This is a genomic window from Afifella marina DSM 2698, from assembly GCF_900102695.1.
Lineage (GTDB): Bacteria > Pseudomonadota > Alphaproteobacteria > Rhizobiales > Afifellaceae > Afifella > Afifella marina.
On sequence record NZ_FMVW01000001.1, the window covers coordinates 993,491 to 1,019,668 of the forward strand.

The following is a 26,178-nucleotide window of genomic DNA, read 5'->3' on the forward strand; positions in this document are numbered from 1 at the left end:
TGCCGAGAGAGGGGAACAGGGACGGACGCCGTTGGCTTTTTCAGCTCTAAGTCTGCTGATAAACGGCGACGACTTCATCGAAGCGGCGCTTTTTAAGATCGCTGCGGCGGATCAGGAAGTAGACCGTTCCCTCGGTGAATCTTGCCTGCATCCAATCGGCGACGTCGAGCTGCAGCAGAAGTGTCCAGGTCTCGGCTTCCGCCTTGATGCGGGGAAGGTTTTCGCGCCAAAGCTCCGGCGGCAGATGCTGGACCGCGAACTCTGAAACCACGGCCGCATCGAGGCGGGGATCATCCTGTTCCGGTTCGGGGCTGCCGAGCAATTGCTGACGTCGCCAGTGCTCCTCCGTGTACATGTCGTGGTATTCCACCAAGGCCGCTTCATAGTCCTCCCGGAAACGTTCGCTCTCGTCCCCGGAGGCGTCCCACCGCAATTCGGGGAGCCCTTCGGCGTCAAGTGACGCTGGGTGCGGGAGGCGCCAGGTCGCGGCCAGCTTCATCTCGCGTTGCGGCGCGGCGTAGACCGTGCCTTCCGCATCGTCGTGCCTTATGTCCGCAAGCGCGTCGAGCTCCGCTTGCGCAGCCTCGGCGAGGTCGAAAGGCATGCGAGCCTGCGAGAGGTTTGAAGTTGGCGAGGTGTCCCAGATGACGCGAGCGGCGCGCGTGCCCGTGTCCCACGGCCCCGTCACATGGTCGTAGAAGAAGAGAAGCCGCCCCTCAGGCGGAAGGATCTCCGCCACCTCGCCCAGCGCTTCCGCCTCCTGCAGGTCCATCTGCGCGATGAACGCGTAGGGCAGGCCGCGCTCCATATGGGCGCGCATCTCGCGGCCCATATCGGCATTCGCGCGCGCGGCAATCTCCTGCGGATCGCTCGGCATCGGCGGCCGAGGCCAGACGAAGGCTTCCGGCACGTCGGGCACGCCGCCGATATGGGTGCCGCCGACGCGCCTTGTCCCGGCGTCTGCAGGCTTGAACACGATGGCAGGCGCCAACGCCTCTACCACGCGCTCCAGCCGGGGCGGGTCGAACCAGTTCGCAAGTGCCGACGTCGCTTCGGCCAATCCGTCGAACAAAGCTTGTCTCCTCATCGTTGATGACAATGGTGGCCGTTTCCGGTCGACATGACGTGCCGCTTTTGGTCAGCGAATGCTGTACCTCTCTTAGGGCGCTCGCTCGATCTCACTGTGTTAATCGCGCAACACCTAGCGACTGTCATAGTTGCGATAGATTATTTCAAATCGACGAAATATATTAAGTCGTTCAGTGGGCTGGGAATTTTGGGTACTTTTTTATTTTCCTATTGCTTATTAGATAATTGCCTAGATGCCAGAATAACGTTGTCTTCATAGAAGCGCCTCGCTATGCCTCCCTTAGATTTGCTGGGGGGCGATTGAATGTACCGAGGTGCCGCCACTTTGGTGGTCTTACTTTCGTTGGCGGGATGCGGGTCTTCGTATTTGCCATCGGGCGGACCGAAGAGCGGGGCGATTCGAAACACCACGATTTCGCCGTCCGGTCAGCCTGTTCCGGTCGTCGATCTTTCTGTCGCCGCCTATTATATGGAGCCTCAGCAGTCCGGACTGGATGAGAGCGCAGAGCTCCGGGGCGCCCCGCGCGGCGATCTCTCGCGCCTTGGCCGGGTTGGTTACAATTCTGCCCGACTGCGTCCGGGCGACGTGATCGAGGTCACCATCTTCGACACCGGTGAAGAGGGGTTGTTCGCCTCGACTGCGAGCAAATCGCTGGCACTTGGTCAGTTCACGGTCGATTCCTCCGGCTTTGTGACTCTGCCCTTCGTTGGGCGCCAACGTGTGGTCGAGTCTACGCCCGCCGCGCTGCAGGACCAGATCGTCAATGGTTTGCGTGGGTCGGCGGTCAATCCTCAGGCCGTGGTCAACGTCATCGAAAAGCCTGGAGCGGTTGTTACAGTCGATGGAGCGGTGCGTTCGCCCGGACGCTTCCCCATTTCAGGGGGAGTGTCGGTGCTGGACGCCATTGCCCTGGCCGGTGGAGCGCAATCGAAGCCACAGGAAACCACGGTCACGGTCGAACGGAAGGGACACCGCGCGTCGGCCACTCTGGACCGCGTGCTCGCTTCAGCATCGCAGAACATTCCGCTCGCACCCGGAGATCGCATTTTTCTCGGTGAGGACGACGAAGCGGCTAAGACCTCTTACACGACCTACGGCGCGTTCAAGAGCGCGGGCGAATTTCCCTTCGAGCCCGGAACGTTGACGCTCGACAAGGCGATCGGCCGGGCAGGTGGATTGCGTGACGATCAGGCCGATCCGTTGAATGTCTATCTTTTCCGCACCCAGAAGGTTCCTGCCGTCGCCGCGGCAGCAAGTGCCGGCAAGGCCCCGGGAGCGCCAGCGCCGATGGTGCTGCGGCCGATCATTGTCAGGGTGAACATGAAGGACCCGGCGAGCTTCATCCAGATGCAAAGCTTCAAGATGCGTGACGGCGACATACTCTATGCCACCAATGCGAAGTCGGTGGATTGGGCGAAGTATCTGAACTTCCTCAAATCGTCGCCGCCCCCATTGCCGGCTGCGCCTGCGCCGAGCGCGTCTTCTTAGGGCAAAGCTCTTACGTCGGTTCGGCGTCGATCACGATCGCCGTCACATTGTCGGAGACCTGAGCAAGGAGCGCGTCCTGAACGAGAAGGTCCACGGCGCGCGGCCTTTCTTCACGAAGCAAGATCTCGGCGATCGCCCGTTCGGGGAGGGCCCGCACCAGAGGGGCAGAACACAGGAGAAACCGGTCATGCGGCTGCAGCCCGTCGCTGAACGCATCCAGAAGCACTGACGTTTCCAGACCGCCGACGGAACGCGAGAGGCGTCGACGTATGCCGACCTCCACGTGATCCCGCGTCAAGCCACGCATCATGCCGTCCCGCAAAAGGTAGCAGCGAGCGTCGCCCGACCACAGGACCGTGAAGCGCCCCGCAGCTTGGGCGAGCAACACCACGCTAGCGCCACCGGACGCGCTGTCGGGCGCAGCAACGCCTCCCTGTCGCGGTTGTGCAGCCCGGATCAGCGCGTGCACCCGTCCCAGCTTGCCTTTGATATCGGCGACAAGCTGCTCCAACCTCTCATGCTGCGGGACTTCGTTGAGCGCTCGGGCTACGGCCTGCGCGGCCCTCAGCGCGGCACCGTCGTGGCCAATGCCGTCGATCACAGCCAAGATCGAGGGATGGTCGCGCTGTACGGCGGCATCCGCATGAAGAGGAGCGCGCAGCCCTGAATGTTCGCCAAGAGCCGACACCAATCGCAGTGGCGGACCGACCGCCTCGATCGGGTTAAGCTCGCTGCTGATCTTTCCTGAGTTGGCAACCCTCTGCTGTTCTAAAGCTTCATCCGGTTCGTCGGCGGCAGGCGGGGGACCTTGACCGACGGAGGTTTGCAAGCTCCTCGGCCGCCAGACATGCTCTAGCGGCGTCGATTGGTTCGGGGCAAGGGGAGGGCTAGGAGACAGAAGGTTGAGAAAGGCGGCCGGTGTCGGGAGTCCTTCGGCGGTAAATCCGATTGGCCAATCGTGCGGTCCACGTTCTGTCCACCATTCTGAGATCGAGACCAAAGGGGGGGAGCCGTGGCCGACGGCAATCGGCGGGCGCAGGCGGCGGAGCTTATCGCGAAAGATGATGAGATCGAAATCCGGCTGAAGGGCCGTTTCGGCCATCGCTTCCAAGGCGGTGAACCAGGTTCTGTCCTCGGCGACACGCTGCGGGTCCGTGGCCGTGTCGAGACGGGCCGCAGCAATGAGAGGAAAGCAGCGCCCGATGCGGTCGCGGCTCGGCAGCAAGACGCCGGCCATGCCATGCGGACCACAAAGTCCGGCTGTCAGTGTGAAGCGCCAGGGCGGCGCGGCGAGAAAGCTGTCCCGCCAAGCGTCGCCAAGCGCCTGACGACTGGCGACCAAACCTTGCTGCAACCAAGCGCTGAATGCCTCGAGAAAGCGGGAGTCGAGGTCGGCCGAGACGAAGTCGCCATGCGTCGGCACCTTGCCGAAGAATCCAGGATGAGCCGCTTCGACAGGCTGTTCTGCCCTGCGCCCCCTCCGGCCGATCATCCTCCGCCTCCCTCGTCCGGATCACGAGGAAGGGCATGGGGACCAAATATACGGTCGCTGTCGACGGTTGCTAGAATTGCGACGGGCATTGGAATTCGCTCAGAGCGGGCAGCTGAAAAGGATTGAGAACGGACCCGAACTGGACGTCGAAGACCGCCTGGCGTGGGCCATCGTTGAAGCGCACCTGCATTAAATCATCGCGATGAGAAACGATCGTCGCCTCATCGAAGATCCGGAAGGGCGACCAGTCTCCAGTGCGCGTCATCGCTTGGCTGATGTCTCCGGGCTGGAATGCAATGCGCGACTGATTGTCGGCCTCTCTTGACGGCCAACGGATCGTCTTCCCGATCTTTGGTCCGTGATAATAGACGACACGCTCATTCTCGATCTCCAGCAGGACCGCGTTGGCGTTTTCCGAGAGCGAGACGGGTTCCACGTTGATCGCCACAGACGGCTCGTCGCTGTTGGGCGGAAAGAACGCGCGGCGGATCTTGTGAGCGTGCTCAAATTGCGTGATCGCCTGCGCTTCCAGACCATCGGCACCGAAGGTCCCGCGCCACGTCCAAGGGCTCGCGGAGGTATCGACGAAGGGCGCGAGCCGCTCTTCGAAGAACGTCGCGAAAAGCCCTTGCGGTCCGAACAGTCGGGTAAAGTCGGCGAGCGACACATCGTTCGGCGAATCGCGGTTGAAGGGATAGCGATTGGTCACGGCGGCCGCGCACAGATTTGCTCCGCTGCTCGCCCAGGCTTCTCGGGCGCTCGTTCGAGCCGTTTTAACCGCCAGTGCGCTGATATCGGCGGAGAGACCTGCCATCCAAGTGGCAACCGGCTCGGGCAACCGTCGGGCGGTCTGCAGCAAGTCCTGGTTCGCCTTGGTAAGTTCGCCCTCCGCATTGAAAACCTCGGCCACGGCCGCTGTCGACGTCGATGCGCGGGAGAGCTGCTGATAAATCGTGTCGATCAAAGGCCGGAGCGCGGCGATCTGCGACTGTCTCTCCCCTGCGTCGGCAGAGGTCGAGGTTGTGCCGACGTTCGGACCGTCGGCTTGTTCCGGCACTTCCAAGGCTGCGCGCAATGGTCCGTATGGATCTGGCGCATTGGCGAGCGCAAGTGGAGAGGCCGAGCTGGAGGCCGCAACCGCTTCAGCGGTCTCGCCGATTTCGGTGGTCTTGCCTTCTGCAGCGATTGGTCGAAGGTCGGTCGCCTTGGCAACGGCTTGAGCCAGGGACTCAATTGGGCCGGGGTCGGTCGTCAGGAGCCGCGTGGTTTCTGTCTCTTCTGCCAATGTCTGACCGGGGCGCACTCTGATGTCGCTGAGAAGCTCGGACCAGCGCTGCCGAAATGTATCGAAGTAGATGTCGAGTGCTGCGTTCGACACGGCATCGATCGTCGTCGGCTGGACGGTCGACGAAGAACCGCGGACCCAGGTTTCGCTCAAGGCTTCGCTGGCCGCCTCGCCGAGGAATGGCAACACGGCCATTCGGTAGCCGTTACCGGTATAAAGTCCGTCGATACCTGCGCGCAGGCTGTCGCCTGAAGCTCGCTCAAAAGCTCGCTCGCCGACGGGGCCCAAGGCATCGGCAGGCACAAAAGAAGCGAGAGTGCGTGCTGCGGGCTTCGCCGCGAGAATATCGAAGGCCCGCTGCGCATAGCTGCGGTCTGCGATCTTGGACCGCGCCTCGGCAATCAGTCGGGTGTCCAGAGTGAGCGGTGGCAAAGTCCCCGTCGCCATGGCGCGTGTATGCGCGGCCAGAGCCTCGCGCACGCCTGCTCGCCCCTCCTCGGGATAGAGTTCGTAGAATAGCCGCTTCGACTGCGAGACGACGTAGTCGGGATCGAGACTGCCGAGGCCGCCCAGCATCCCATAGAGCTTGAGTGCATCGAAAAGCGCGGCGGGATCATCGCTTTCGCGCAGCGTGGTCTGAAGCTGCACCAACAGGCGCGGCAACAGAAGTGCGTTGAGAGCTCTCTGATAAGCCGCACGTCGGCGGCTTTCGATCTTAGGCCGCTGGTCGAGCCCAAAGCTGGCCGGCCAAACGCTGGTACGCTCGAAGCTGTCGGTGATGGCGGAAAGACTGTTAAGGGCGGGTAGGACGCGCAGGAAGTCCGCATCGTCGACATTTCGAACGGGTATGCCTTTGACTGCGTCCTGGTAGGCGTCAATCCGTTCTTCAGCCTGGGCGAGGGCCGCCGTGTTCCGAAAATAGGTAAGCGTCCAGCTTGTGAGCACGAAAGCCAGAAGGACGGCGGCTGCGCCGTAGGCTATCCGGCGCAACATGCGCTGGCGTGACGACAGACGCCGATCGCGATTGACGAGTGATGCCTCGCCGAAAATGACGTCTTTGAAAAGCCGGGTAAGAAAATAGCTGCGCCGCATCCGAGGGATCGGCTGGGCGGACGATCCCCGTTCGCCTTCCGACACCTGAGTTCCCGATGCGAGATAGACGCCGCGCACCAATGGCGCTTCCACCAGCTTCGAGCCCGAGCAGAGTTCGACAAGAATCTCGTGCACCGTATCCTTCAGTGCCGACAATTCGGCTGGAAAGCGAAAGATGCGACCGCGCACCGCGACATCGGGCTCCTGCTGCAGGCGCTCGATCAACATGGATCCGACGCGCTCCTGCAGGAGCGAGAATTCTTCGAGAAAGCGCTCGGGCAGGTCTTTGGCCTTATCGCTGTCGGCCAGGTCGAAGGTCATGCCCCAGACCTGTTCCCGGTCGGACCGGTTGAAGCCGTCGAAGAACTCGATAAAGCCGGTCAGAAGATCAGCTTTGGTCAAGACCAGATAGGCCGGTATGCGAGCCTTCAGCACCTCGTCCATCTCATTGAGGCGCTTTCGGATGGCGCGAACTTCCTCCAGCCGTGCTTCGGGAGGGCGGTCAACGAGGTCGGCGATCGACAAGGTGATCAACACGCCGTTCACTGGCTGTGAGCGGCGATATCTCCGCAGGAGATTGAGGAAACCGTCCCACCCTGCTTTGGCCGCGCCGGACAGATCGTCCTGCGTTGTATAGCGGCCAGCGGTGTCGACGAGGATCGCCTCCTCGCAGAACCACCAATTGCAGCTTCGCGTGCCGGCTATGCCGCGTGTGCCTTCCCCTTCGGCCATGCCAACCGGGAAGGTCAGGCCGGAATGAGTGATGGCTGTGGTCTTGCCGGAGCCCGGCGCACCGAAAAGCACATACCAGGGCAATTCGTAGATATAGCCGAAGCGTTTGCGCGATACGCGGCGCAAGAGAGCCAGGGCCTGCCGGAGCTGACTGCGTATTTCATCTACCTCGGCGGTCCGCTCGCCCTCGGCGAGCGCCTCGGCATCCTGTTCGATGCCTTCGACCAGCTCATTGTCGCGCCGCCGCGAGCGGAAAAATGAGACGCCGAGATAGAGCAGCCAGACGGCGAGCACGGCCGCGATGGCAATGATGCGATTGCCCGCACTCGCCAGCGGTTGGAAATCGCCGAATTTGAGGAGATAGCCGTAGAACCAGATGACGAACCCGATCGCGACGACCCAGATGACCGAAAGGAATCGGCGGCCGATGAAGCCGGAATAGGCGTCGACGTAGGAGCGGATCGTGTAAAAGTAGCTCAGCGGGTTCATTGGGTCTTGTCTCCGCCTTCAAGAGCGGCCGGAGCCGGCACTTCGGGCTGGTCGGAGGGGGCGATCGGTGGCGCGCCTTCCTGCGCCGGCGTGCCCGAAGACGTCTGGTTGAGCCGGGCCGCCGCGTCGGTCATGACGAGGATCTCGGTTCGCCGGTTCATTTCGCGCCCCTCAGGTGTGTCGTTGCTGGCGAGCGGATCGCTGTCGGCACGTCCCTCTGTGGTGATGGCGTCCGGCCCGGTGTAGAGAGCGAGAATGTCGCCGACAGCTTTCGCGCGTGCCTCCGACAAATCCCAATTTGAGGGGAACTGAACCGTGCGGATCGGCACGTCATCGGTGTACCCGACGACGATGGCTTTGAATCCCTCCGATGACAGCGCGCCGCCGATACGCTCGATGAGGCCGCGAAAATCGGGGTTCACGTCGGCGCTGCCCGTCTCGAACAAGCCTGAATTGGCGATGCGCACGCGCAGTCGGCCGTTCGCGTCCGATAGTGTCACGAGGCCAGCGTCGACCTCGGGCTGTAGAAAGGCCAAGAGATTGTCGAGGCGGGTCGGCTCTTCTGGGGGCTCCGGCTGCTCGACCACGGCCGTGCGCGTAACCGGTTCCTCCTTCGCTGGTGGCTCCTTATCCACCTCCGGCGGCATCTCGGGCTCGCTCCGATAAGCTATGGCGGCGAGGCTCGGCGCTTCGCTCGGCGGCAGATCAGCCAGGCGACGTGCCGTCACGTCGGAATCCTGGTTCAGCCAGAGAGTGAACAGAAAATAACTTAGCCCGAGCGCCAGAACGAGACATGCCAGCAGTGTCCAAAGCACCGTAGCTGTGCGCAAAGGCTTGTGACGAGCCACCACCCCGCGCCAATGAGGCGAGAGTTCGCGCTCGAAGACACCGTACTGGCCGAGAAGCGTTCGGTAGAGGCTTTCGCGGATGCGCTCCAGCTCCAGCGTGCCTCGCGGCGAAACCCGCGTGCGGCCCTCGAAGGCGAGCGACAGACAGAGATAGATAAGGAGAAGCAGATCCTTGTTGGCGCCGGGGCTTTGATGAAAGTGGTCGAGCAGATCGAAGACGCGGTCCCCACCGGTGACGTCCATGTGAAAGGTCGAGACGAGGCCGGACCGGGCCCAGCCCATCCGCTCGCTCCACGGCTTCGACAGGATCACGTCATCGATTGTGGCACATACGACGTAATGGGCGGCGCGCGCCCGTTCTGGACTGATGCGGGCGCTGGCCAGATCGCGTTCGTAACGTCGCACGGCATCGATCACTGCCCCGCGCATCTCGTCCATGTCCGGGGCTTTGGTACGCTGGCGGAGCTCGTGAGCGAGATTGAGAAGCGGAGCGGCCGACGCGACGAGAACCGGCACCTCTTCGCCGCCGAAACGGAAGTCGCGCATAATGGCGGCCGCCGACCAGCCCGTGGCCGGTCTAGGCTCGACAGACGCTCCTGCCTCCTTGCCAGATGCCAGGATGTCATCGAACGCCATGTCATCCTGCGTTCCGGTGCGGCTCGGTTCGGCGTTGGCGTCGTTCGGATCGCCTGGAGAGGGAAGGTCGCTCATTCGCGTAGCGCCCACAGTTCCATTTCAAGGTTGGGGAAGTCTCCCGCCAGGTGCAGCGCAATGGCGGCTGACGTGTCGAGCTGGCGCCATAGCGGCGAGCCGGTGTCGAGTTCGAAATAGACCCGACCGGAGCGGTAAGGCAGTTGTCGTGGCAGCACCGGCAGCGGACGGACTGGGATGCCGGGTAGAGCCACGTTGACGAGTTCGACGATGCGCTCGACCGGGCCGACCTTGATCTGCGCGGGCAGCTTCCGGCGGATCTCCTCGCCCGGCATGTCGGCGCCGACCACCAGGACAAAGCCCGCACTGGCCAGAAGCGACCGGTCCGGGATCGTTCCAACCCGAACGCCATGCCGACGCTCGACCAGATCGATGGCGACGGCCGTCTGTTCCAGCACGGCAGAGAGCGATGTGCGCAGATCATCGAAGACGGCGGCAAACGTCGCCTTGAGGTCATCGTGGCGATAGGGCGGAAAATCGGCGGCGCGTTTCTCCTCTGTGGTGAAGGTGGCGAGTTCACCGGCCAGCCCGATGCAGAATTCGTAGAACACGAGAGGATGGAGGCGGGTCGCATTCGCCGCGATGTGGGCTAGCAACGGATCTGCGCGATTGAGAATCTGCAGAAGAAAAAAGTCGCCGACTTCGGCCGTGCCCCGGATCGTTGGATCACCGATGCGGTCCGCGATGGCCTCGGCGCGATGGCGCACGATGCCGAGAAGTTCGCGGATGAGTTCAGCGAGGCGTGGTTCGGCCGCGCAGTTCAGGCATGGGGCCAGATATTCGGGATCGAGGATGATGGCCCGGTCGGAACGAACCTCGACGACACGGGCCAATCCGATGAGATCGTAACCAGCCAATTCGTCGCCGGTCTTCAGGAAACGCAGGTTCAGTCGGGAGATATCGATCGGCGCAATGAAGTCGGTATCGAGATTTGCATCGGGCGCGTCGAAGTTCGAAGCGGCGAGTCTGACGCCGGCGCGCGCGTCGCCGGCTTCTATGACCGAATAAGCGCGGCCGGGGCGCCGTCCGGGCAGCGCCAGATAGATGATTTCCTGCTTTGCCGTTTCCTCAAGCGCGATCGGCGGAGGCAAATCGGCGTCGCCCGGTGCCTCGAACGGAGTGCCGTCGGGCAAAATGCCTCGGATGCGGGACAAGGCGAATTGGCCGACGGCGAGCGCGCCTTGATCTATTTCGATCTCGGAGATGCCCCAGGGATAGGCGACCGTTTCCTGACTGGAGGTGCGCACGAGGCGCTCCGTCCAGCGGTCGGCCTGCTGGAAGTGTTGTACGCGAAGGAACATGCCCTCGCTCCACGCGACACGGTTTTCGTCCTTCATTGGCTTCGCTTCAACCTGTCTTCGACGCTACTGGCGGTATCGATGTCTTCATCGCCTGCGATGAGAGACTTTAGAAATTCTTGGACCGAAAGATCGCGGCCATCCCGCCGGAACTGCGCACGATAGGCGCGCCAGTAGTCGCGGCGTGGCCATGGCAGAACTGTGCCCGCGCCGGCATCCACCCGGGCTTCGAGCGCTCGGGGCTCCAGTTTCGGTCCGAGCTCGCGCAGCAATCGCTCCATCTCATCGCGGAGTTTGGTCTGGCGCTGTGTCAGAGCCGCGATGCGAGAGCCGATGTCTGCCTGTCTGCGGAGCGGTCCGGCGTTGGCATGACCGGTCTCGATGCCGAATAGACGGCAGACTTCATCGAGCGAATCCTCGCAGTCGCGCAGGAGAGTCAGCACGTTAGGTCCGACATCGGGCCCGCCAATATGTCCGCTGGCGCGCGGCGGCTCGGCCGTTTGCCCCGTCTGTCCGAGCTGCGTCGGCTGATCGGGGTGTTCGGCCGGGATTGATCCAGCCTTTCGGGGAGGCCCGAGGATATCTGCAATAGCCCGGTCTGTAGGGTCCGGGGCGGGCTGCCCCGCTGAAGCCACCGGCGTCACATCCGGCGATCTCTCGGGCTCAAGCCCGGCCGGGTCGCTTTCGGCTAACGGCGCGTGTTGCTCGACTTCATGATCCGGCCCTGACGTCGAAAGCGCCGTGTTCTCGGACGTCGGTGCGGTTGGCGTCTCCGTCCGGCTCGCCGGCGTCGAAACGCCATCCGTATCCCCCGCCTCCGGTCGAGGGGGCGCCAGGGCATCGAAGGCGTCGTCAGGAATACCGGCAGTCGGGTCGGGTGCACGCCGGCGCCGCCGCGCGCCCATGCGCGGAACCGCTGTGCTTAGGGCGGGCCGGTGCTCGATATTGCTGGCATACTCGCCGCCAGCGTCGGCATTCCAGTCGTTGGGCAGGAGCGGGTGCGTTGCGTCTGTTTCGGGTGGTCCGCCCCAGCCGATCTCAACCTGTCGGGAGGAGGGGACTGAGAAGGTGTCTCGCCTATCGGGTGCATTATTGCGGCTACGGTTCGAGGGCTCGCCGTCATCCCAAGATGCGGCGCCGCCGAGACCACTTCCCCGCTGGCGACCCGGCGCGACATCGGCCAGGATCGCGGAAATGGTCGGCGCCTCGTCGCTGAGACGTAAGTTGGCGTCGGGGTCATCCAGATCAGGCTCGGCTTCTCCGTAGAGTGCCACCTCGAAGACAAGTGCGCCGAACGCAATGACGGAACCGGATGCGAGGCGCGCCGTCTCGCCCTGGCGCAACAGGTTGCTGTCGACGCGGATGCCATGAGCGCTGCGATCCTCGACCACGAAGGATGAGCGATCGCGGCTGATGATGCAGTGAAAATCGGAGAGTGTGCCGTCCTGATCCTCGATGACCCAATCGCAGTCTGGATTGCCGCCGAGGCTGCGATGACCGCGTTCGAACGACCAGGGCCGACGCGGGGCTCGAAGCTGCGGTCCTCCGGTCTGTCGCAGCTCAAGCCGCATGCGAGGCTCCTCTCTCACCGGCCTCCGCCGTGTAGAAAGCCTCGTCGCTGTCTCGCCCTGCCGGGGCAACGCGTGCCCAGCTGTTCCAGCCGAGCCGCGGCTGGGCGGCGTCCGCGCCGCCCAATTGGCAAAATGGGACCTGCTCCTTTTTGAGGATCACCTGAACGTCGAAGGTCAGCCCGATTCCGACGAAGAGTCGCGTCAGCGCGACCAACTCGGCGGCTGCGGCGCTCCCCGGTGCAAACGCGCAATAATCGCGATAGTCCAGCGGCCCGAGCACGATCCGAAACCCGCTGGAACGGTCTCTCACGGCAGTGCCGGCCATCGTGTTGACGCCAAGGCGAGCGGTCGGCCCAATTGCGGTGCGGTCGTGCTCGGCAACCGTCAGCCAACGTGGGCGGAACTGCTCTATCTTCACCGGGACGCCCGTAAAGTCGGCGAGCATTGCTCTCAAATTGGAAGCGTTGCGGGTGCGCTGCGCAAAGAAACCGGCAAAGCGGAGGATCACGTCGGTATCGACGCCACTCGTCTCCTTGAGACCGCGCGTCCCGAAGCCGGTCAGCGAGAACAGCGCTGTCAGGAACGCGTTACCGGCAACACGCCCACGCCAGCGCAGCCGTCTGGCGAGGCGGTACTTCTCCGCTGCCGCAAAGAAAAGTGCTGCCCATCGGGCGCCGAAGATGTCAAAAAACGCAAGCAATGCGTGCGAGCGGTTGCGTTCTTCGCGCATCACCGCTTCGTCATACGAAGGCGGCAACACACCAAGCGGGCCGATCAGGCCCGACACCGGTGTCGTGGCGGCAATCGTGCCGTTGCGGCCTTGTTCAAGCACAACCGGCACCGGAGTCGGAGCCACGCCAAAGGGCGAGGTGATGGAAACCTCGTCTTCCTCTGCCGCCAGACGGAACGCTGTCGAGGGCTCGAACAGGCCGGGCTCCTCGACCAGGCGCTGGCGCAGGCGTGACAGGTCGTCCACCTGCTCCGTCCCTTCAGGCGTCACGATGCTGCTCTCTTGCACGGCGCTCATATGAGCGGCCTTTCCGCGGCGCGGGCAGGGAACCGGGCAACCGGTCGCGATTGGCCCCTCAGGTGAACGGTGAGTCGGCTGTAGCTGTTGATGGCGGTGTAAAGGCCGAAGAAGTCGTCGAGAACGGCGGCGAACAGATAGGCCGAGGGACGGTCGATCATTGCAGGGTCGAAGGTCAGATCGATTTCTGTGCCTGGAACCATGCCGCCGCCGGCGATCCGTGCCGTCGCACTCCGCACCTCGATGCCGGAGATCGAATCGATGATTTGACGTGTTTCCGGAGTGTCGCGGAACGCATATAGCTTCAAAACATCTTTCAGTGCGCCGCCACCGCGATCGGCCAGAGACAGATGGTTCAACAGGAGATGGGAGGCGAGCCGCCAGTTGCGCCCATCGGTGTCAGTTAGCCGAACCGAGGGCGTCGGCGGCAACAATGCCTCCACGGCACCGACGCCGTCGGTGCTATCCACCAACTCAAGGCGAGGATGTCCGCCGCCGAAAGGCAGGTGCTCGGGTAGATCCCGGTTGAGGCACAGGGTTTCCACACTCGCCACGGCGTCGAGCGGCCCGGTCATTCGCCTGGCTTCGTCGACAAAGGAGATGTCGACGTCGCTGGTACGATCCTCTTCGTCGAAGCGGCGGGTGATCTGCCAGAAGACCGGCGGACCGGAGGTGCGCATGCGTCCGAAAAAGGGCTGGATTCGGTGGCTGGCGCCGCTCCGCTCGTTGATGCTTACGCTATCGATCGATTGGATCTCGCGGGTCTTCTGACGGCGCGAATCCGGCAAGAGACGATATTCGGTGCGGGTGCCATCGAGCGTGATCGGCTCACAGCTCTGCCGAAACAGATTGACCACAGGCGACGCGTTGAGAACAAAATCACGGGCGGAGACCGACTGCTCCAGCGCGCTATTCGTCTGATCGAGATAGACGAAGATCTCGACGGCATCGCCGGTCCAGTCCCCGATCCCATGAACATCGAGGAACAGGAATTTCTGCGGCAGGGCGAAGAATTCGGTGAGCAGCCGGTATCCGACGAAACTTGAGGCCGGATAGGGCAGCATTCCTTCGCCCTCGCCAAAGCCAATGGGGCTGAGGTTCGACGCCGGCAAAAGTATCGGCTCTGTATCTCCCGAATGTCGGGCGAGCGCTATTCCCAGCGTGTGGTTCATCAGAAGTTCGGCGAGGGCGCTTGCTTGACGCCAAGGGGCAGCCAGGAACAGGCGGAGCCGGTCGAGGCCTAGACCGGCAATACCGCCTTGGCCGCTGCGAGCGCGCAGCGACAGTCGAAGACAGGAGGCCGCCCCGTGATGGGGAGCCGGCGCATCCAATGGCTGGCCAGCGAGGCTCGCGGCAGTGAGTTTGATCGGCGCGACGGGAACATCCTGCGTGGTGCGGAAGCGGCAGCTCTCTCCGCCCACGGGTTCCGCGCGGATCTCCGAATGGCGCGGGATCAGCCGCACGTTCGCCAGATTTGCATCCGGCTCGAAACGCACCACGGACATGGAGGGAATGGGTGCGAGGTAGTGCGGATAGAGAGTTTCGAGCAGTCCGTCGGTCAGCTCAGGAAACTCGTCGTCGAGCTTCTGGCGCACGCGTGCCGCCGAATAGGCGAAACTCTGAACCAGTCGTTCCACATGAGGATCGTCGGCGACCTCTCCTGTCAGTCGCAGGCGCCCGGCCACTTTCGGAAACGCCGCAGCAAAGCGGGAGGCACGCTGGCGCAGCGCGTCGAGTTCCTCGTTATAACGTGCGAAAAAACCGTCAGTCACCGGGCGCCTCGAGCTCGATGCGGTTGGTGGAGGGGTCGACCATCGATTCCAGGCGGATCGGCGGCATTGCCTCGTTCACCCGGAAGTGAGCTTGAATGCGCATCCGCAACGCGCGGTCGCCGTCGCCGCGACCCTTGAGAACGGTGACCTGGACGTTGGACAGCCGCGTCTCGAAGAGTTCGATGCGCCGTTCGATCGCCCGTGCGAAACGCGCTTTGGCGGCGGGCGAGCCGAGGCTGGCCCCGACGAAACCTTCGATGCCGAAGGAGGTGAGTGCGCTGTCCAGATGCGGTTGACCGGGAGGCGGCGAAACCGGGGGCTGGCGTGTATTGAGCAACGCCTCCAGATCGCGGCGTATCGCCTCGCGCAAGCGACGCACTTCGTCCACCGGCCGTAATGGTTGGTCTTCGTCGCGATCCGGCTCGGCATCGAGCAGACGGTCGAGCAGCGGCTGCGAGATGCTGCCGCGACCAGGCACAAAACGGTCGAGAGGGTCAGCCATAGCTTGCCTCCGCCGCGCCTGTATCACCTGCAGCCTGACCGAGGCTTTCGATCTCGCGCGCGGCCATGAGCGCATCGCCTGCAAGGAAGCAGCGCTGGCCACGCCCGACAATGATTCCGCTCGGACATTCGTCCCACGCGGTCTCCCAACCGAGCCGCAGAGCTGGTCCGGCATCCGCGCCATGATAAATGATCGGCAGAAGAATTGGTCCGGCACTGCCATCGGTGAGGCCGAGTTCTGCCGGACGGAAGGCGAGATCTCGCGGCCGCGTCATCGGCGCCACCGAAAGTGTCTGGATTCGCTCAAAGTCGATCCACAGATAGGCGCCGCCGGACGTCAGAACCTCCAGGGCGTGGGGAATGCGGTCGTCGCAATCCCGGAAATCCTGGACAGCTGTTCCGTTGACCGTCATCGCTTGGGAGCCGCGAGCCGTCTCCAGGGCTTCCAGCGTGGCCAAGGCCGTATCCCGATCGGCCTCACGATGGGCGATCGAGAGCTTCAGCGCGAGTTGGTCGCGCTCGCTTGGTCCGCCCGGAAAATCAGGCACGGCCCCGGTTTCGAAAAAAGCGTCGCGCGCAGCCATGGCGCGTAACTCGGCCCTGAGCCGGCCTAGGCCTACCGCTTCTTCCGGATCTAGGGACGTGGCCAGAGCGCATTGTTTGTCGGCGCGTTCATAGGCGCCGGCCAGAATGAGAAGATCGATGAAGAGTCCGCGTGTCTTTCGGTCTTGTGGAGTTTCGCGGACTGCTGCACCCGCATGCTCTATCGCCTCTTCGAGAGCATTTTTATCGAGATAGTCAGCGATTGTGTCGGCGATCATCATGCGAAGATCCTTTCCTCGGGACCCGCCTCGCCGCGTTGAGGTCGGGCGGTCTCGGCCTCTGTCTCGGCGACGAGGTGGAAGCTCGTGGTGACGTCGTCGAGTTGGAAATGTGGCTGCAGACGCACGGTGCAGATGTAGCTGCCCGGCTTGCCCGGAAGATTGCCGACCTCGATGCCGGCAGAGCGTAGAGGAAAGCGTGTGCGCAGTTCGCTGCTGGCGTCGTCGTTGCCGAGCGTATAGCCGGCCAACCAGTCCGCCAGTCGGCGTTGGATTGTCGGCGCATCGGACAGGCGGCCGATCTCGTCGCGCAGGATCACTTTCAGATAATGCGAAAAGCGCGAGGCGCAGAGCACATATTGCAGCATTGCGGCCAACCGCGCGTTTTGGCGTACGCTCTCGCTGGAATGGTGCGGTGGTGCGTGCAGTGATTGATTGGAGTTGAATACGATGCCGGACGACAGATAGATCGTCTCGATTGGCACGATGCCGAGATCGGACAATTGCTGTGCTTGTCGGACGGTGATGCGCGCCTCGACCGGCGGCTGGGCGGAGAGACCGCCGCTTTCTGTGGCAAAGTCGTATGGCTGAAGCTCGGCTGCGCCAAGCATGCCGCCATCGATCCGGTCCTGGCTGACGCCCCGCAGATCTGCGAACCAGCCGGTTTCGATAAAAGTTCGGATCACGACCATTGCAAAGGCGAAGGCGCCGTTGCCCCAGAGAAGCGTTGACGCGTCGGCCGCAATGGTCTCGCGAAATGGAAAGCCGTCGTCGCGGTGGCGAGCGTAGGCACGATGTGGCGAACGCAGAAGGATCCGCGGAGCCACTAGCCCGAGAAAACGCGCATCGTCATGTGCTCTCAGCGTGTTCCAACGGATCATCGAAGGGTCACTCTGCGCCTGCGCCAGATTCTGCACGCGATTGAGATCGCGAAAATGGCCGAGGCCGGCCGCATTTGGTGAAGCGCCGGCCACGACTGGACAGAACGCCGCCGCGGCGACGCTGGCGATGGCGGTCAGCATCCCGATCGGGTCGCCTTCTTCACCACTGTCTCCCGGCGAAATCATGTATTCGGCGATGAGAAGGCCGAACGGCTCGCCCCCCGGCATACCGAACTCCCGGCTGTAGACGAGCTCGAAGAGATGGCTCTGGTCAAAATCGCCCGCCCGCTCCAGGCTGCGCGCCAGCTCTCGGCGGCTTGCCGAGATGATGCGCACCTTGACCTCCTCGCTGCGCGCCGCCGTGCGCACGACGAGGGCCAGACCACGCCAGCGCGCCTCCATCTCCATGAACCTTGGATGATGGAGAATGGCGTTCACTTGGCGTTCGAGCGCAATGTCGATGCGCGCGATCAGCCGAACGACCTCGTTGCGCCATTCCGAATTGCCAGTCGTATCCATGTCGCCCCCCGCGACTGGCCGGACCGGCGCCAAGAAGGCCGGTCCAAGTCGAGCCTCTAACCCTTCGATGGAATACGCGCGACCATGCGCAACGACGTGGTCAGCTCTTCGAGCTGCAGCCATGGCCGAAGATGGGCGATTGCGTTGTAGGAGCCTGGCCGTCCCGGGACTTCGCGAACTTCTACCCTGGCTTCGCGCAGGGGGTAGCTTGCGCGCGACTCCTCGCCGGCTTCCTCGTTGGCGTTCACATAATTTGAAATCCAGCGATTCAGCCAGTTCTCGACATCATCGGCTTCCATGAACGAGCCGATTTTGTCGCGTCCCATCACCTTCAGGTAATGGGCAAAGCGCGAGGTCGCCATCATGTAGGGAAGCCGTGCCGAGATCGCTGCGTTGGCCGTGGCGCTGGGCAGGTCGTAGATCTTCGGCTTGTGGGCGGTCTGCGCGCCGAAGAAGACCGCATAATCGGTGTTCTTGTAGTGCGACAGCGGCAGAAAACCGAGCTTACCGAGCTCCGCCTCGCGACGGTCGGTAATCCCAACTTCGGTCGGGCATTTCAAATCCATATCGCCGTCGTCGCTGGCGAAAACGTGTGTCGGCAAGTTTTCCACCTTGCCGCCGTTCTCGGCACCGCGGATTGCCGTGCACCAGCCGCTTCTTGCGAAGGCGTCGGTGAGCCGTGTGCCCATGACATAAGAGGCGTTCATCCAACAATAATGCTCGTGCGGGAGTTCTGCGCCCTTCGCGCCGTCGGTCTCGTCGAAAGCGAATTCGTCGATGCGCACCGTCTCGGGGCTATAGGGCATTCGGGCGAGAACCCGAGGCATGGCGAGTGCCACAAAGCGAGAATCGTCGCTTTCGCGGAAGGAGCGCCATTTCGTGTATTCCACGGTCTCGAAGATCTTCTCGAGGTCTCGTGGACGAGCCAGCTCCCGGAAATCGTTGAAGCCCATCATCTTCGGGCTGGCGCCGGCGATGAAAGGCGCGAACGATGCTGCCGAGATTGCCGAGATGCCCTGTAGGAGCTGCACGTCCTCGAATGAATTGTCGAATTCGTAGTCGCCGACGAGTGCGCCCATGGGCTCGCCGCCGGGCGTGCCGAACTCATCTTCGTAGATCGACTTGAATAGCAGCGACTGATCGAATTCCACGGCCTTGTCGAGGTCGCGGGTCAGATCCCGTTTGGTCGCGTTGAGTACGCGGATCTTGAGATTGGCGCTGGTCTCGGAGTTTTTGACCAAATAGTGAAGGCCACGCCATGTCCCCTCGAGCTTGCTGAACTCAGGCGTGTGCATGATGGCAGCGAGCTGACGCGAAATGACGTGGTCGATCTCGGCGATCGCCTTGTTCAGTGTGACGGTGAGGTTGCGGTCGTAGACAACTGTTCCCTTGAGCGCCTGATCTGTCAGGGTACGCAAGAGGTTTTCGGCACGGTCGGGCGTCGTTTGCCGGGTGGCGGAGACGACCTTGGCAAGAAGATTTTCCTCCTCGACCGCGACCTCTGCCTTCGGCTCAAGTTGCGTTTCCTGGCTCATGTCAGGTCTCCCTCGACTCTATTCGGGCTCACGACTGGTCGCCTCGGTCCGTCGGCGCGTGGACAGTTCGCCGACAAGCTTGTCGAGGTCGCCCTTGTTCTGCAGAACGTCCTCCAGAAGCCGCTCCAGATCTTCAGAGCGATCGGCCTTGCTCATCAGGTCGCGCAATTCGTTGCGAGCATCGAGCAAAGCCTTCAGTGCAGGTACTTGATTGACGACGGCGCCTGGCTCGAAGTCGGCAAGACTATCGAAGCGCAGCGACACCTGCATGTCGGTGCCGTCGTCCGCCAACGTGTTCTCGACCGAGAGGTTGAGGCCTGGCGTCATGCGCCGCATCACCTCATCGAAATTGTCGCGATCGATCTGCACGAACTTGCGCTCGCCGAACGGCTTTAGAGGTTCGGTCGGATCGCCGGAAAAGTCCCCGAGGACACCCACGACGAAGGGGAGCTCCTTGACCACCATCGCGCCTTCGGTTTCCACCTCGTATTTGATGTGGACCCTCGGCTTGCGGACCCTTTCCAGTTTCTGGTGGACGCTTTCCATTGGTTCGCTCCTTCAAGCAATTGACGGACGTTGCGACGACATGCTCGCCATGGTCACGATGCGGCCTCGCCGTTTTCGGCCCCAGCTTTAGGTGGCTGGATGCCGGCGGCCGTAAGCACCTGCTTGCGAGTTGCCGGATCGGGCAAAAGCTCGCCGAGCAGATCGACGAAATCCATCCGCCCGCGGCGCACCAGCGTTTCAATCGAAGCCGCAATGGGCGAATGGGGTTCGCTCCTGCGGAAATACCGAGCGATCAGCCCAAGCGCCTCAAACGCATCATCGCGCGATCCGATGACCAGAGACCCGATCCTGGGTGCTGACAGTTCGACAGCGCCCTCGGTTTCATCCGCGCCGTTGCCGGGCGTGCGCTGCGAGATTTCTTCTTTTGCCTTGGAAAAGGGGCGTGCGCCGGTCTCGTCGGCCGCTGCCGCGCTATCGTCTTTGAGGTTAGCGAGGACACGAATAGCAGCGGCTGCCTCGGCGAGGACAGTGCGCGTGTTGGAACTCGCTGGAGCGCCGGCGCCGCACCGCTCATCGACGACCGCCACCAGTTCGTTGAACGCGGTCAGGCATTCCATCGCCTCCTGATGGCGGGTGGCCATCGCGCCGGTTCCGGCTTCGCTGACCGCTTCTTCCAGCGCCTCCTTCCGGTCGGCGTTGTCGTCGCGTTGCGACAATTGGTAATCCCACAGGCTGTGCTCGCCGAAATGCGCTCCTGGGACCAGAGGGGTGAGGCGGACAGGCTGAATGAGGCTGCCCTCGCCACCGATGCCGTTCAAGCCGGCCAACGGAGCCACCTTGTCCTCCAAGTCGCCATCGCCGACCGAGTGCAGATGATCCCATTGGTCCGTGACGAGCGCTGTCATGGCCGTGAAGACGTCGCGCAGCCCCGCGAAGCCCTCCAGCCGCAATTGAGCCTCGGCGAGCCAAGCGAGGATTTCGAGGTCCTTCGCGCGGTTGATCAGGATGTCGTTTGCGAGCTCATGAACCTCGCGCCATTTCTGAGATAGCCGGATGGGCTCGCCGGGAGCGATCGAACGCTCTTCGCTGCGAGCGGCGTTCCGGCTGTCCTTGATCCGGTAATAGAGCTCCCGTGTCTCCGGAGAGCTGCGTGGATTCCCACCGCATGGCGTCCGTGAATCGAACGTGGCCGTGATGGCAGGAATGTCCAAATGCACGATACAACCTCGGATTACAGCGCAACCTAATCGACGAGGCCGTCAAAGAGCGACCCTTCTGAAACATGGGCCCCTACGCGGCGAAAACGTCGCTGCGCAGAAGCTCAGGAAAGATTGTTTTATCGCCAATATCTCGTCAGTAAAGACGGCTTTCGCAAAAAAAAATATCTTGGAGTTTTTTAATTCTGCCATATTCTTGAAATGGGCTGCCCGCGATGATAGCGGCCTGACTGGTGGGCGAGTGATTTATCCATGTCGCGGATCAGCATAGATAAAATTATAGAGAATTTAGATTCGGTTTGCCGGGCAGCTCTGGAGAGAGCTGCTGTAATTGCGGCCGGATCATCTAATGTGACGGTGGACATCCCCCACTGGCTTTCCGCGCTTCTCGATGAGCGGGAGGTGCAGGAACTGCTTGATCGTAATCGCGTTTCAGTTGAATCGGCACGGCGCGAATTGACGTTCGCGCTCGATGATTTGCCCCGAGCCGACGGACAATCGCTGACGCTTTCGCCGAACCTCATCCTTTGGGCGCGGGAAGCCTTCACGCTCGCCAATCTGCAATATGGTCGATCCCGAATTTCGTCGGGTGATTTGCTCGCGGCACTCCTGGATGAGCCGACGTTGCGGGCGATTCTGCGAGGCGCCGCACCGTCCCTGAGGGCTCTGTCGAGTGAGGCGCTGGACGCTGAACTTTTGGCGGCGGGAGGCGATCAGGAAGACGCGCGCGTGCTGCCGTTGGCCGCCGGAGCCGGTAAGGGCGACGATTTTCTGGCTCTGTACACTCAGGATCTGACGGTGGCGGCACGCGAGGGGCAGATCGACCCGGTGATTGGACGTGAGCGCGAGCTGCGGCAGGTGGTCGACGTCCTGATGCGCAGGCGTCAGAACAACCCGATTCTTGTCGGCGAGGCGGGTGTCGGCAAGACCGCGATCGCTGAAGCGCTGGCGCTCGAGATCGTCTCTGGTGCGCTACCGGAACAGCTGGCCGGCGTCCGTCTCCTGTCTCTCGACCTCGGCCTCTTGCAGGCCGGCGCCGGAATCAAAGGCGAGTTTGAGAGGCGGCTGCGCGGTGTGATCGATGCCGTGAAGGCGAGCCCCGAGCCGATCATTCTGTTCATAGACGAAGCGCACATGCTGATGGGGGCGGGGGCTCAGGCTGGCCAGGGCGATGCGGCCAATCTGTTGAAGCCTGCGCTGGCGCGAGGCGAGTTGCGCACGCTCGCAGCGACCACTTTCTCCGAGTACAAGCGCTATATCGAAAAGGATGCGGCTCTGACCCGCCGCTTTCAGGCCGTCAAGGTGGACGAGCCAGACGAAAGCCGCGCCGTCGCCATGCTGCGCGGCATCGCCGATCGGTTCGAAGCGCACCATGGGGTGGTCATCCGCCATAGCGCGCTGGCCGCCGCCGTCTCGTTGTCCGCGCGCTACATTCCCGACCGGCAATTGCCGGACAAGGCGATCAGCCTCATCGACACGGCGGCCGCGAGCGTCGCGCTCAGCCGCCATGGCTTGCCAGATTCAATCCGCGCGGCGCAGGCTGAGAAACAGCGTCTCGATGCCGAACATCGGTGGCTTTCGCGCGAACCGGCGAACACCGAGGCAAGCGAGCGGCTCGCCGCCATTCTGGCGCGGCAGGGCGAGCTTGAAGAGACGATCGCCGATGTCGAGCGGCGCTATGAGACCCAGCGCCGGCTCGCCGACGATGCCGATCGGATCGAGGCGCTGCTTGCTCGCTCCGAGCCGGGCCGGGAGAGCGGCTCGAACGACGAATCCTCACCCCGCCATGCACGGGAAAATGATGATGCAATCGTGGCCTTGCCTCTGGATGGCGAGCAGGATCGGGGTGCGCTTCAGGACGCGCTCGCCGAGGCCGAGCGGAGGATGAAGGAGGAGGCCGGAGCCGACCCCTTGGTGCCACGTGTCGTCGACGGCGACACCGTCGCCGCCGTTGTCGCCCGCTGGACCGGTATCCCGGTGGGCAAGCTGTTGGCCGATGACATCGCTACGGTCAGGTCGCTGGACGAGCGTTTGAAGGAGCGCATCATCGGCCAGGATCCGGCCCTTGAGCGGATCTCAGCCTCAATGCGCTCTGCCCGTGCCGGATTGTCGGATCCGCGTCGCCCGCCCGCTGTGTTCCTCCTCGTCGGTTTGTCCGGCACCGGCAAGACCGAGACGGCGCTGGCTCTGGCCGATCTTCTTTACGGCGGGCCACAGCACATGACGACGATCAACATGTCGGAGTTCAAGGAGGAGCATAAGGTCTCGATGCTTCTCGGCTCGCCTCCCGGTTATGTCGGTTACGGCGAAGGCGGCGTACTGACGGAGGCCGTGCGTCGCCGCCCCTACGGGGTTCTCCTCCTCGACGAGATCGACAAGGCCCATCCGGGCGTCCAGGACATTTTCTTCCAGGTCTTCGACAAGGGAATGCTGCGCGACGGCGAAGGTCGGGATGTCGATTTCAAGCACACGACCATCCTGATGACCGCGAACAGTGGCGCGGAACTCCTAGCGCAGCTTGCCGAAGATCCAGACACAATGCCGGCCGGAGATGCGCTCGAAGCGCTCATTGCCGAGGAATTGAAGAGGCATTTCAAACCGGCATTCCTCGGCCGCACCACCATTTTGCCCTATCGGCCGCTGGATGAGGCGGCGCTCGCCAAGATCGTGGCGCTGCAGCTGGAGAAGATCCGCGAGCGCGTCGCTGAGCGCTACGGCGCCGAGCTCGCGCTGAGCGATGCGGCCCGCGATCGGTTGGTGTCGGTCGCGCGCGCCAGCGAAATGGGAGCGCGCGTGATCGAGGCGATGATCGGCCGGGATCTGCTGCCGCAGATTTCGAGCCTCTTTCTGCAGTCGACGCTTGAAGGTCGACGCGTTTGTCGGGTGAGCGTCGGCTACGACGAGATCGCAGGCTTCGGCGTCGAGCCGACTTATGGCGAGCCAGAGCAAGAATTCGGCGGTTCAAAAGACGAGCCGTCGGATCGCGTGATGCCCGGCACCGCCTTGCGCGGACCGGACGCCGCGAAACGCCGTCAGGCATCCGCGTCCTGACAATTTTTTCGTCCCAACGAGGATAACAGGAGAGTAAGACGTCATGCCCATCTATCTCCAAATCGACGGTATCCAAGGCGATGCGACTCACGAGCAGCACCGCAAGTGGATGGATATCGAGGCGATCCACTGGAACGTGTCGCGCAATATGAATACGTCGGCCGGCTCGGCTGCGAACCGCGAAGCCTCCGAGCCAACCGTTTCGGAAGTCGTTTTGACCAAGGTGAGCGATTCCTCGGCGACCAAGTTGTTTCAGGAGGCCTGTTCCGGGTCCACCGGCAAGAGGGCGACGATCCACATGGTGACGACGGGTAATCCTGGAAACACCTATCTCGAATACACGCTCACCAACACGCTGATCGCGAATTATTCGATCGATTCCTCGGGCGATCGCCCGGTGGAGACGATCAAGCTGAACTTCACCAAGATGGAAGTGAAGTACACGCCCTATGACGAGAACCAGACGCCGCAATCGCCGATGATCGCCTCCTACGATCTGGCGACGACGAAGGCGGCGTAACGTCTGCCTCAACCGATCTCCGGCCGCCGGCATGAGGCTGGCGGCCGGCTACCTGCCCGCGGACGCACAGCGCGCGGGCGATATCCCGTTGATCGCAGGGAGGCCATTCGCGATGGCGCTTGATGATATCCAAAAGGTGTCGCCGACCGCGCAGCACCTCATCGTCGAATACACGTCGACGGAAAGTGTGGCCAATATGGCCGGTCCCAGCCTCAAGACGCGCGGCATCACCGTCGCCAAGACGCTGCATGTGCAGATCATGCGCTACGTCTACACGCTGGTCGAAGCCGAGGACGTCTATTTCGAGGGCCGCCGGCTCGATCATATGCCGGGCATCCGTGAATTCGTCACCGAATGGCTGAAGCCCGGCGAGCAGATCACCAGCCGTCCGAACGGCAATTATTCGGTGCTGCACGCCTATACGGGCAAGAAGAACGTCGTCGTGGCCATCGCCATGCAGAAGAAGCTCGTCGACTTCGCCACCCCTTTCGTCGATCTCGTCGGCGACGATCCGGCGCCCGATAAGGTGCTTTACGGCAACCCGATGGTGCCGTTCGTCCAGCGCGGCGACCTGCCGCCGCTCGCCGCCGCCTATTACAACACGCGCACGCGCCGCTTTGAGGTGATCGAGAGCCCGGAGCGGGCGCGTCTGCTGCCGGAGTTCCTGCGTCGCTTCGGCAATCGCGAGGCCTTGGTCGGCTGATTGGCTGGCTCGCAGAGCGGGCAACGGCCTGCGCCAACTGGCCCGCGCTAACTGGAGAAAGTGATGGACGACCTGACGGATACGATCGAGACGGGTTCGGCTTCGGATTTCATCCAGGCCGGGCGTGTTCTGAAGGTGGTCTCGCCCCTGGGCGAGGATGTGCTTCTGCCGGAACGCGCGACGATCGTCGAAGGGGTGAACGAGCTCTTTTCCATCGAGCTGGTGGTCAGGGCCAAGCGCGAGGCGGTCGAGCCGGGCGAACTGATCGGGCGGCGGATCGACGTGCTGGTGGAGATCCAGCAGGGTGCCGGCGAGGAGGGCGGCGGCTTCGGCGGCGGGGGCGGCGAGGATTCCAAGATCCGCCGTCCCTTCAACGCGCTCGTCACCGATCTCGACGAGGGGCCGATGGTGACGCGCGGCGTGCGCTCCTACACGCTGACGCTGCGTCCCGAAATGTGGCTTCTGTCGCGGCGTTCCGACTGCCGCATCTTTCTCGACAAGACGGCGATGGAGGTCTGCGAGCTCCTGTTTGCCGAGCACGGCCTGACGGCGCCGGATTTTTCCGGGGTGATCCTCAATCCGCCGGCGCAGCATTATTCGGTGCAATGGAACGAGACGGACCTCGCCTATGTGCTGCGCCGCTTCGAAGAGGATGGCCTGTTCTACTGGTTCGAGCACGAGGAGGGCCGGCACAAGCTGATGGTGGGCGACCACCAGAGCGCCTGGTCGAAGCCGTCAGCGGCGGCTGAGGGCGAGGCGGCGATGCGCATCGCGCAAGGATCATCCGACCGCAATCGCATCGACGCATGGCGGCGGCGCTATTCCTATGTGTCGGGCAAACGCTCCGGCGCAGACTGGAACTTCGAGACGCCGAACACGGTGCCCTCGGCCGAGACGCCCTCGCTCGTCGAGCTGCCGGAGAATGCCAAACGCGAGCTTTATGAGTATCCGGCGCGCGCCATGGATGTGGCCGCGCATGAGCGCATGGAAAAGCTCCGTATGCAGGCGTCGGAGGCCGATCACGACCG

General features: G+C 62.9%; 19 protein-coding genes. 5 read left to right on the forward strand and 14 right to left on the reverse strand.

The genetic code is table 11. From position 1 onward, the window contains the following. Window positions 1–46 precede the first annotated feature (46 nt). The gene (locus BLP76_RS04670; protein ID WP_244514414.1) at window positions 47–1,072 is read right to left on the reverse strand and encodes a DUF1963 domain-containing protein; all 1,026 of its coding nucleotides are present in this window, start codon (window positions 1,070–1,072) and stop codon (window positions 47–49) included. Between the two features lie 321 nt (window positions 1,073–1,393). Here BLP76_RS04670 and BLP76_RS04675 point away from each other — a divergent pair, with 321 nt between their 5' ends. Continuing rightward, a complete protein-coding gene (locus BLP76_RS04675) occupies window positions 1,394–2,578 on the forward strand; it encodes an SLBB domain-containing protein (protein WP_092809927.1) in 1,185 nt (394 codons plus the stop codon). A 10-nt stretch (window positions 2,579–2,588) separates the two neighbouring features. On the opposite strand, the gene tagF is transcribed toward BLP76_RS04675, so the two are convergent. From tagF to tssA, 13 genes are all read right to left on the reverse strand, one after another. Beyond that, window positions 2,589–4,070: a type VI secretion system-associated protein TagF gene (gene tagF / locus BLP76_RS04680; RefSeq protein ID WP_092809929.1), complete on the reverse strand. Its 1,482-nt coding sequence runs from the start codon at window positions 4,068–4,070 to the stop codon at window positions 2,589–2,591. 70 nt (window positions 4,071–4,140) lie between these two features. Further along, the gene (gene tssM / locus BLP76_RS04685; RefSeq protein WP_092809931.1) at window positions 4,141–7,668 is read right to left on the reverse strand and encodes a type VI secretion system membrane subunit TssM; all 3,528 of its coding nucleotides are present in this window, start codon (window positions 7,666–7,668) and stop codon (window positions 4,141–4,143) included. Beyond that, window positions 7,665–9,227 carry a type VI secretion system protein TssL, long form gene (gene tssL / locus BLP76_RS04690; protein WP_092809933.1) on the reverse strand — a complete coding sequence of 521 codons (1,563 nt, stop codon included), beginning with the start codon at window positions 9,225–9,227 and terminating at the stop codon, window positions 7,665–7,667. Before tssL ends, tssM begins: the two co-directional genes overlap by 4 nt. Further along, window positions 9,224–10,564, reverse strand: a complete 1,341-nt coding sequence (gene tssK / locus BLP76_RS04695; protein WP_092809935.1) for a type VI secretion system baseplate subunit TssK — start codon at window positions 10,562–10,564, stop codon at window positions 9,224–9,226. The genes tssL and tssK overlap by 4 nt, the downstream gene beginning before the upstream one ends. After that, entirely contained in the window at window positions 10,561–12,096 is a 1,536-nt protein-coding gene (locus BLP76_RS04700; protein ID WP_092809937.1) for an FHA domain-containing protein, read from the reverse strand. The genes tssK and BLP76_RS04700 overlap by 4 nt, the downstream gene beginning before the upstream one ends. Beyond that, on the reverse strand, window positions 12,086–13,123 hold the full coding sequence (gene tssG / locus BLP76_RS04705; protein WP_092809939.1) for a type VI secretion system baseplate subunit TssG: 1,038 nt from the start codon (window positions 13,121–13,123) through the stop codon (window positions 12,086–12,088). Before tssG ends, BLP76_RS04700 begins: the two co-directional genes overlap by 11 nt. Next, window positions 13,120–14,895 (reverse strand): type VI secretion system baseplate subunit TssF, encoded by a 1,776-nt coding sequence (tssF, locus tag BLP76_RS04710; protein ID WP_092809941.1) that lies wholly within the window; start codon window positions 14,893–14,895, stop codon window positions 13,120–13,122. The genes tssG and tssF overlap by 4 nt, the downstream gene beginning before the upstream one ends. After that, the gene (gene tssE / locus BLP76_RS04715) at window positions 14,888–15,397 is read right to left on the reverse strand and encodes a type VI secretion system baseplate subunit TssE (protein WP_092809943.1); all 510 of its coding nucleotides are present in this window, start codon (window positions 15,395–15,397) and stop codon (window positions 14,888–14,890) included. The genes tssF and tssE overlap by 8 nt, the downstream gene beginning before the upstream one ends. After that, entirely contained in the window at window positions 15,390–16,220 is an 831-nt protein-coding gene (locus BLP76_RS04720; protein ID WP_092809945.1) for a type VI secretion system accessory protein TagJ, read from the reverse strand. The genes tssE and BLP76_RS04720 overlap by 8 nt, the downstream gene beginning before the upstream one ends. Then, a complete protein-coding gene (gene tssC / locus BLP76_RS04725; RefSeq protein WP_092809947.1) occupies window positions 16,217–17,617 on the reverse strand; it encodes a type VI secretion system contractile sheath large subunit in 1,401 nt (466 codons plus the stop codon). The genes BLP76_RS04720 and tssC (BLP76_RS04725) overlap by 4 nt, the downstream gene beginning before the upstream one ends. 56 nt (window positions 17,618–17,673) lie before the next feature. Continuing rightward, window positions 17,674–19,152 (reverse strand): type VI secretion system contractile sheath large subunit, encoded by a 1,479-nt coding sequence (gene tssC / locus BLP76_RS04730; protein ID WP_092809949.1) that lies wholly within the window; start codon window positions 19,150–19,152, stop codon window positions 17,674–17,676. 18 nt (window positions 19,153–19,170) lie between these two features. After that, window positions 19,171–19,698 (reverse strand): type VI secretion system contractile sheath small subunit, encoded by a 528-nt coding sequence (tssB, locus tag BLP76_RS04735; RefSeq protein ID WP_092809951.1) that lies wholly within the window; start codon window positions 19,696–19,698, stop codon window positions 19,171–19,173. 53 nt (window positions 19,699–19,751) lie between these two features. After that, window positions 19,752–20,870: a type VI secretion system protein TssA gene (gene tssA, locus BLP76_RS04740; RefSeq protein WP_207145355.1), complete on the reverse strand. Its 1,119-nt coding sequence runs from the start codon at window positions 20,868–20,870 to the stop codon at window positions 19,752–19,754. Window positions 20,871–21,128: 258 nt separating this feature from the next. Between tssA and tssH the strand changes: the two genes are divergently transcribed. From tssH to tssI, 4 genes are all read left to right on the forward strand, one after another. Further along, complete coding sequence (gene tssH / locus BLP76_RS04745) at window positions 21,129–23,927, forward strand: type VI secretion system ATPase TssH (protein ID WP_092809953.1); 2,799 nt, start codon at window positions 21,129–21,131, stop codon at window positions 23,925–23,927. A 43-nt stretch (window positions 23,928–23,970) separates the two neighbouring features. Beyond that, window positions 23,971–24,447: an Hcp family type VI secretion system effector gene (locus BLP76_RS04750; protein ID WP_092809956.1), complete on the forward strand. Its 477-nt coding sequence runs from the start codon at window positions 23,971–23,973 to the stop codon at window positions 24,445–24,447. A gap of 112 nt (window positions 24,448–24,559) precedes the next feature. Then, window positions 24,560–25,150: a hypothetical protein gene (locus BLP76_RS04755; protein WP_139163686.1), complete on the forward strand. Its 591-nt coding sequence runs from the start codon at window positions 24,560–24,562 to the stop codon at window positions 25,148–25,150. Between the two features lie 63 nt (window positions 25,151–25,213). Further along, window positions 25,214–26,178 (forward strand): type VI secretion system tip protein TssI/VgrG (gene tssI / locus BLP76_RS04760; RefSeq protein ID WP_139163687.1); only part of this gene is annotated, 965 nt, incomplete at its 3' end.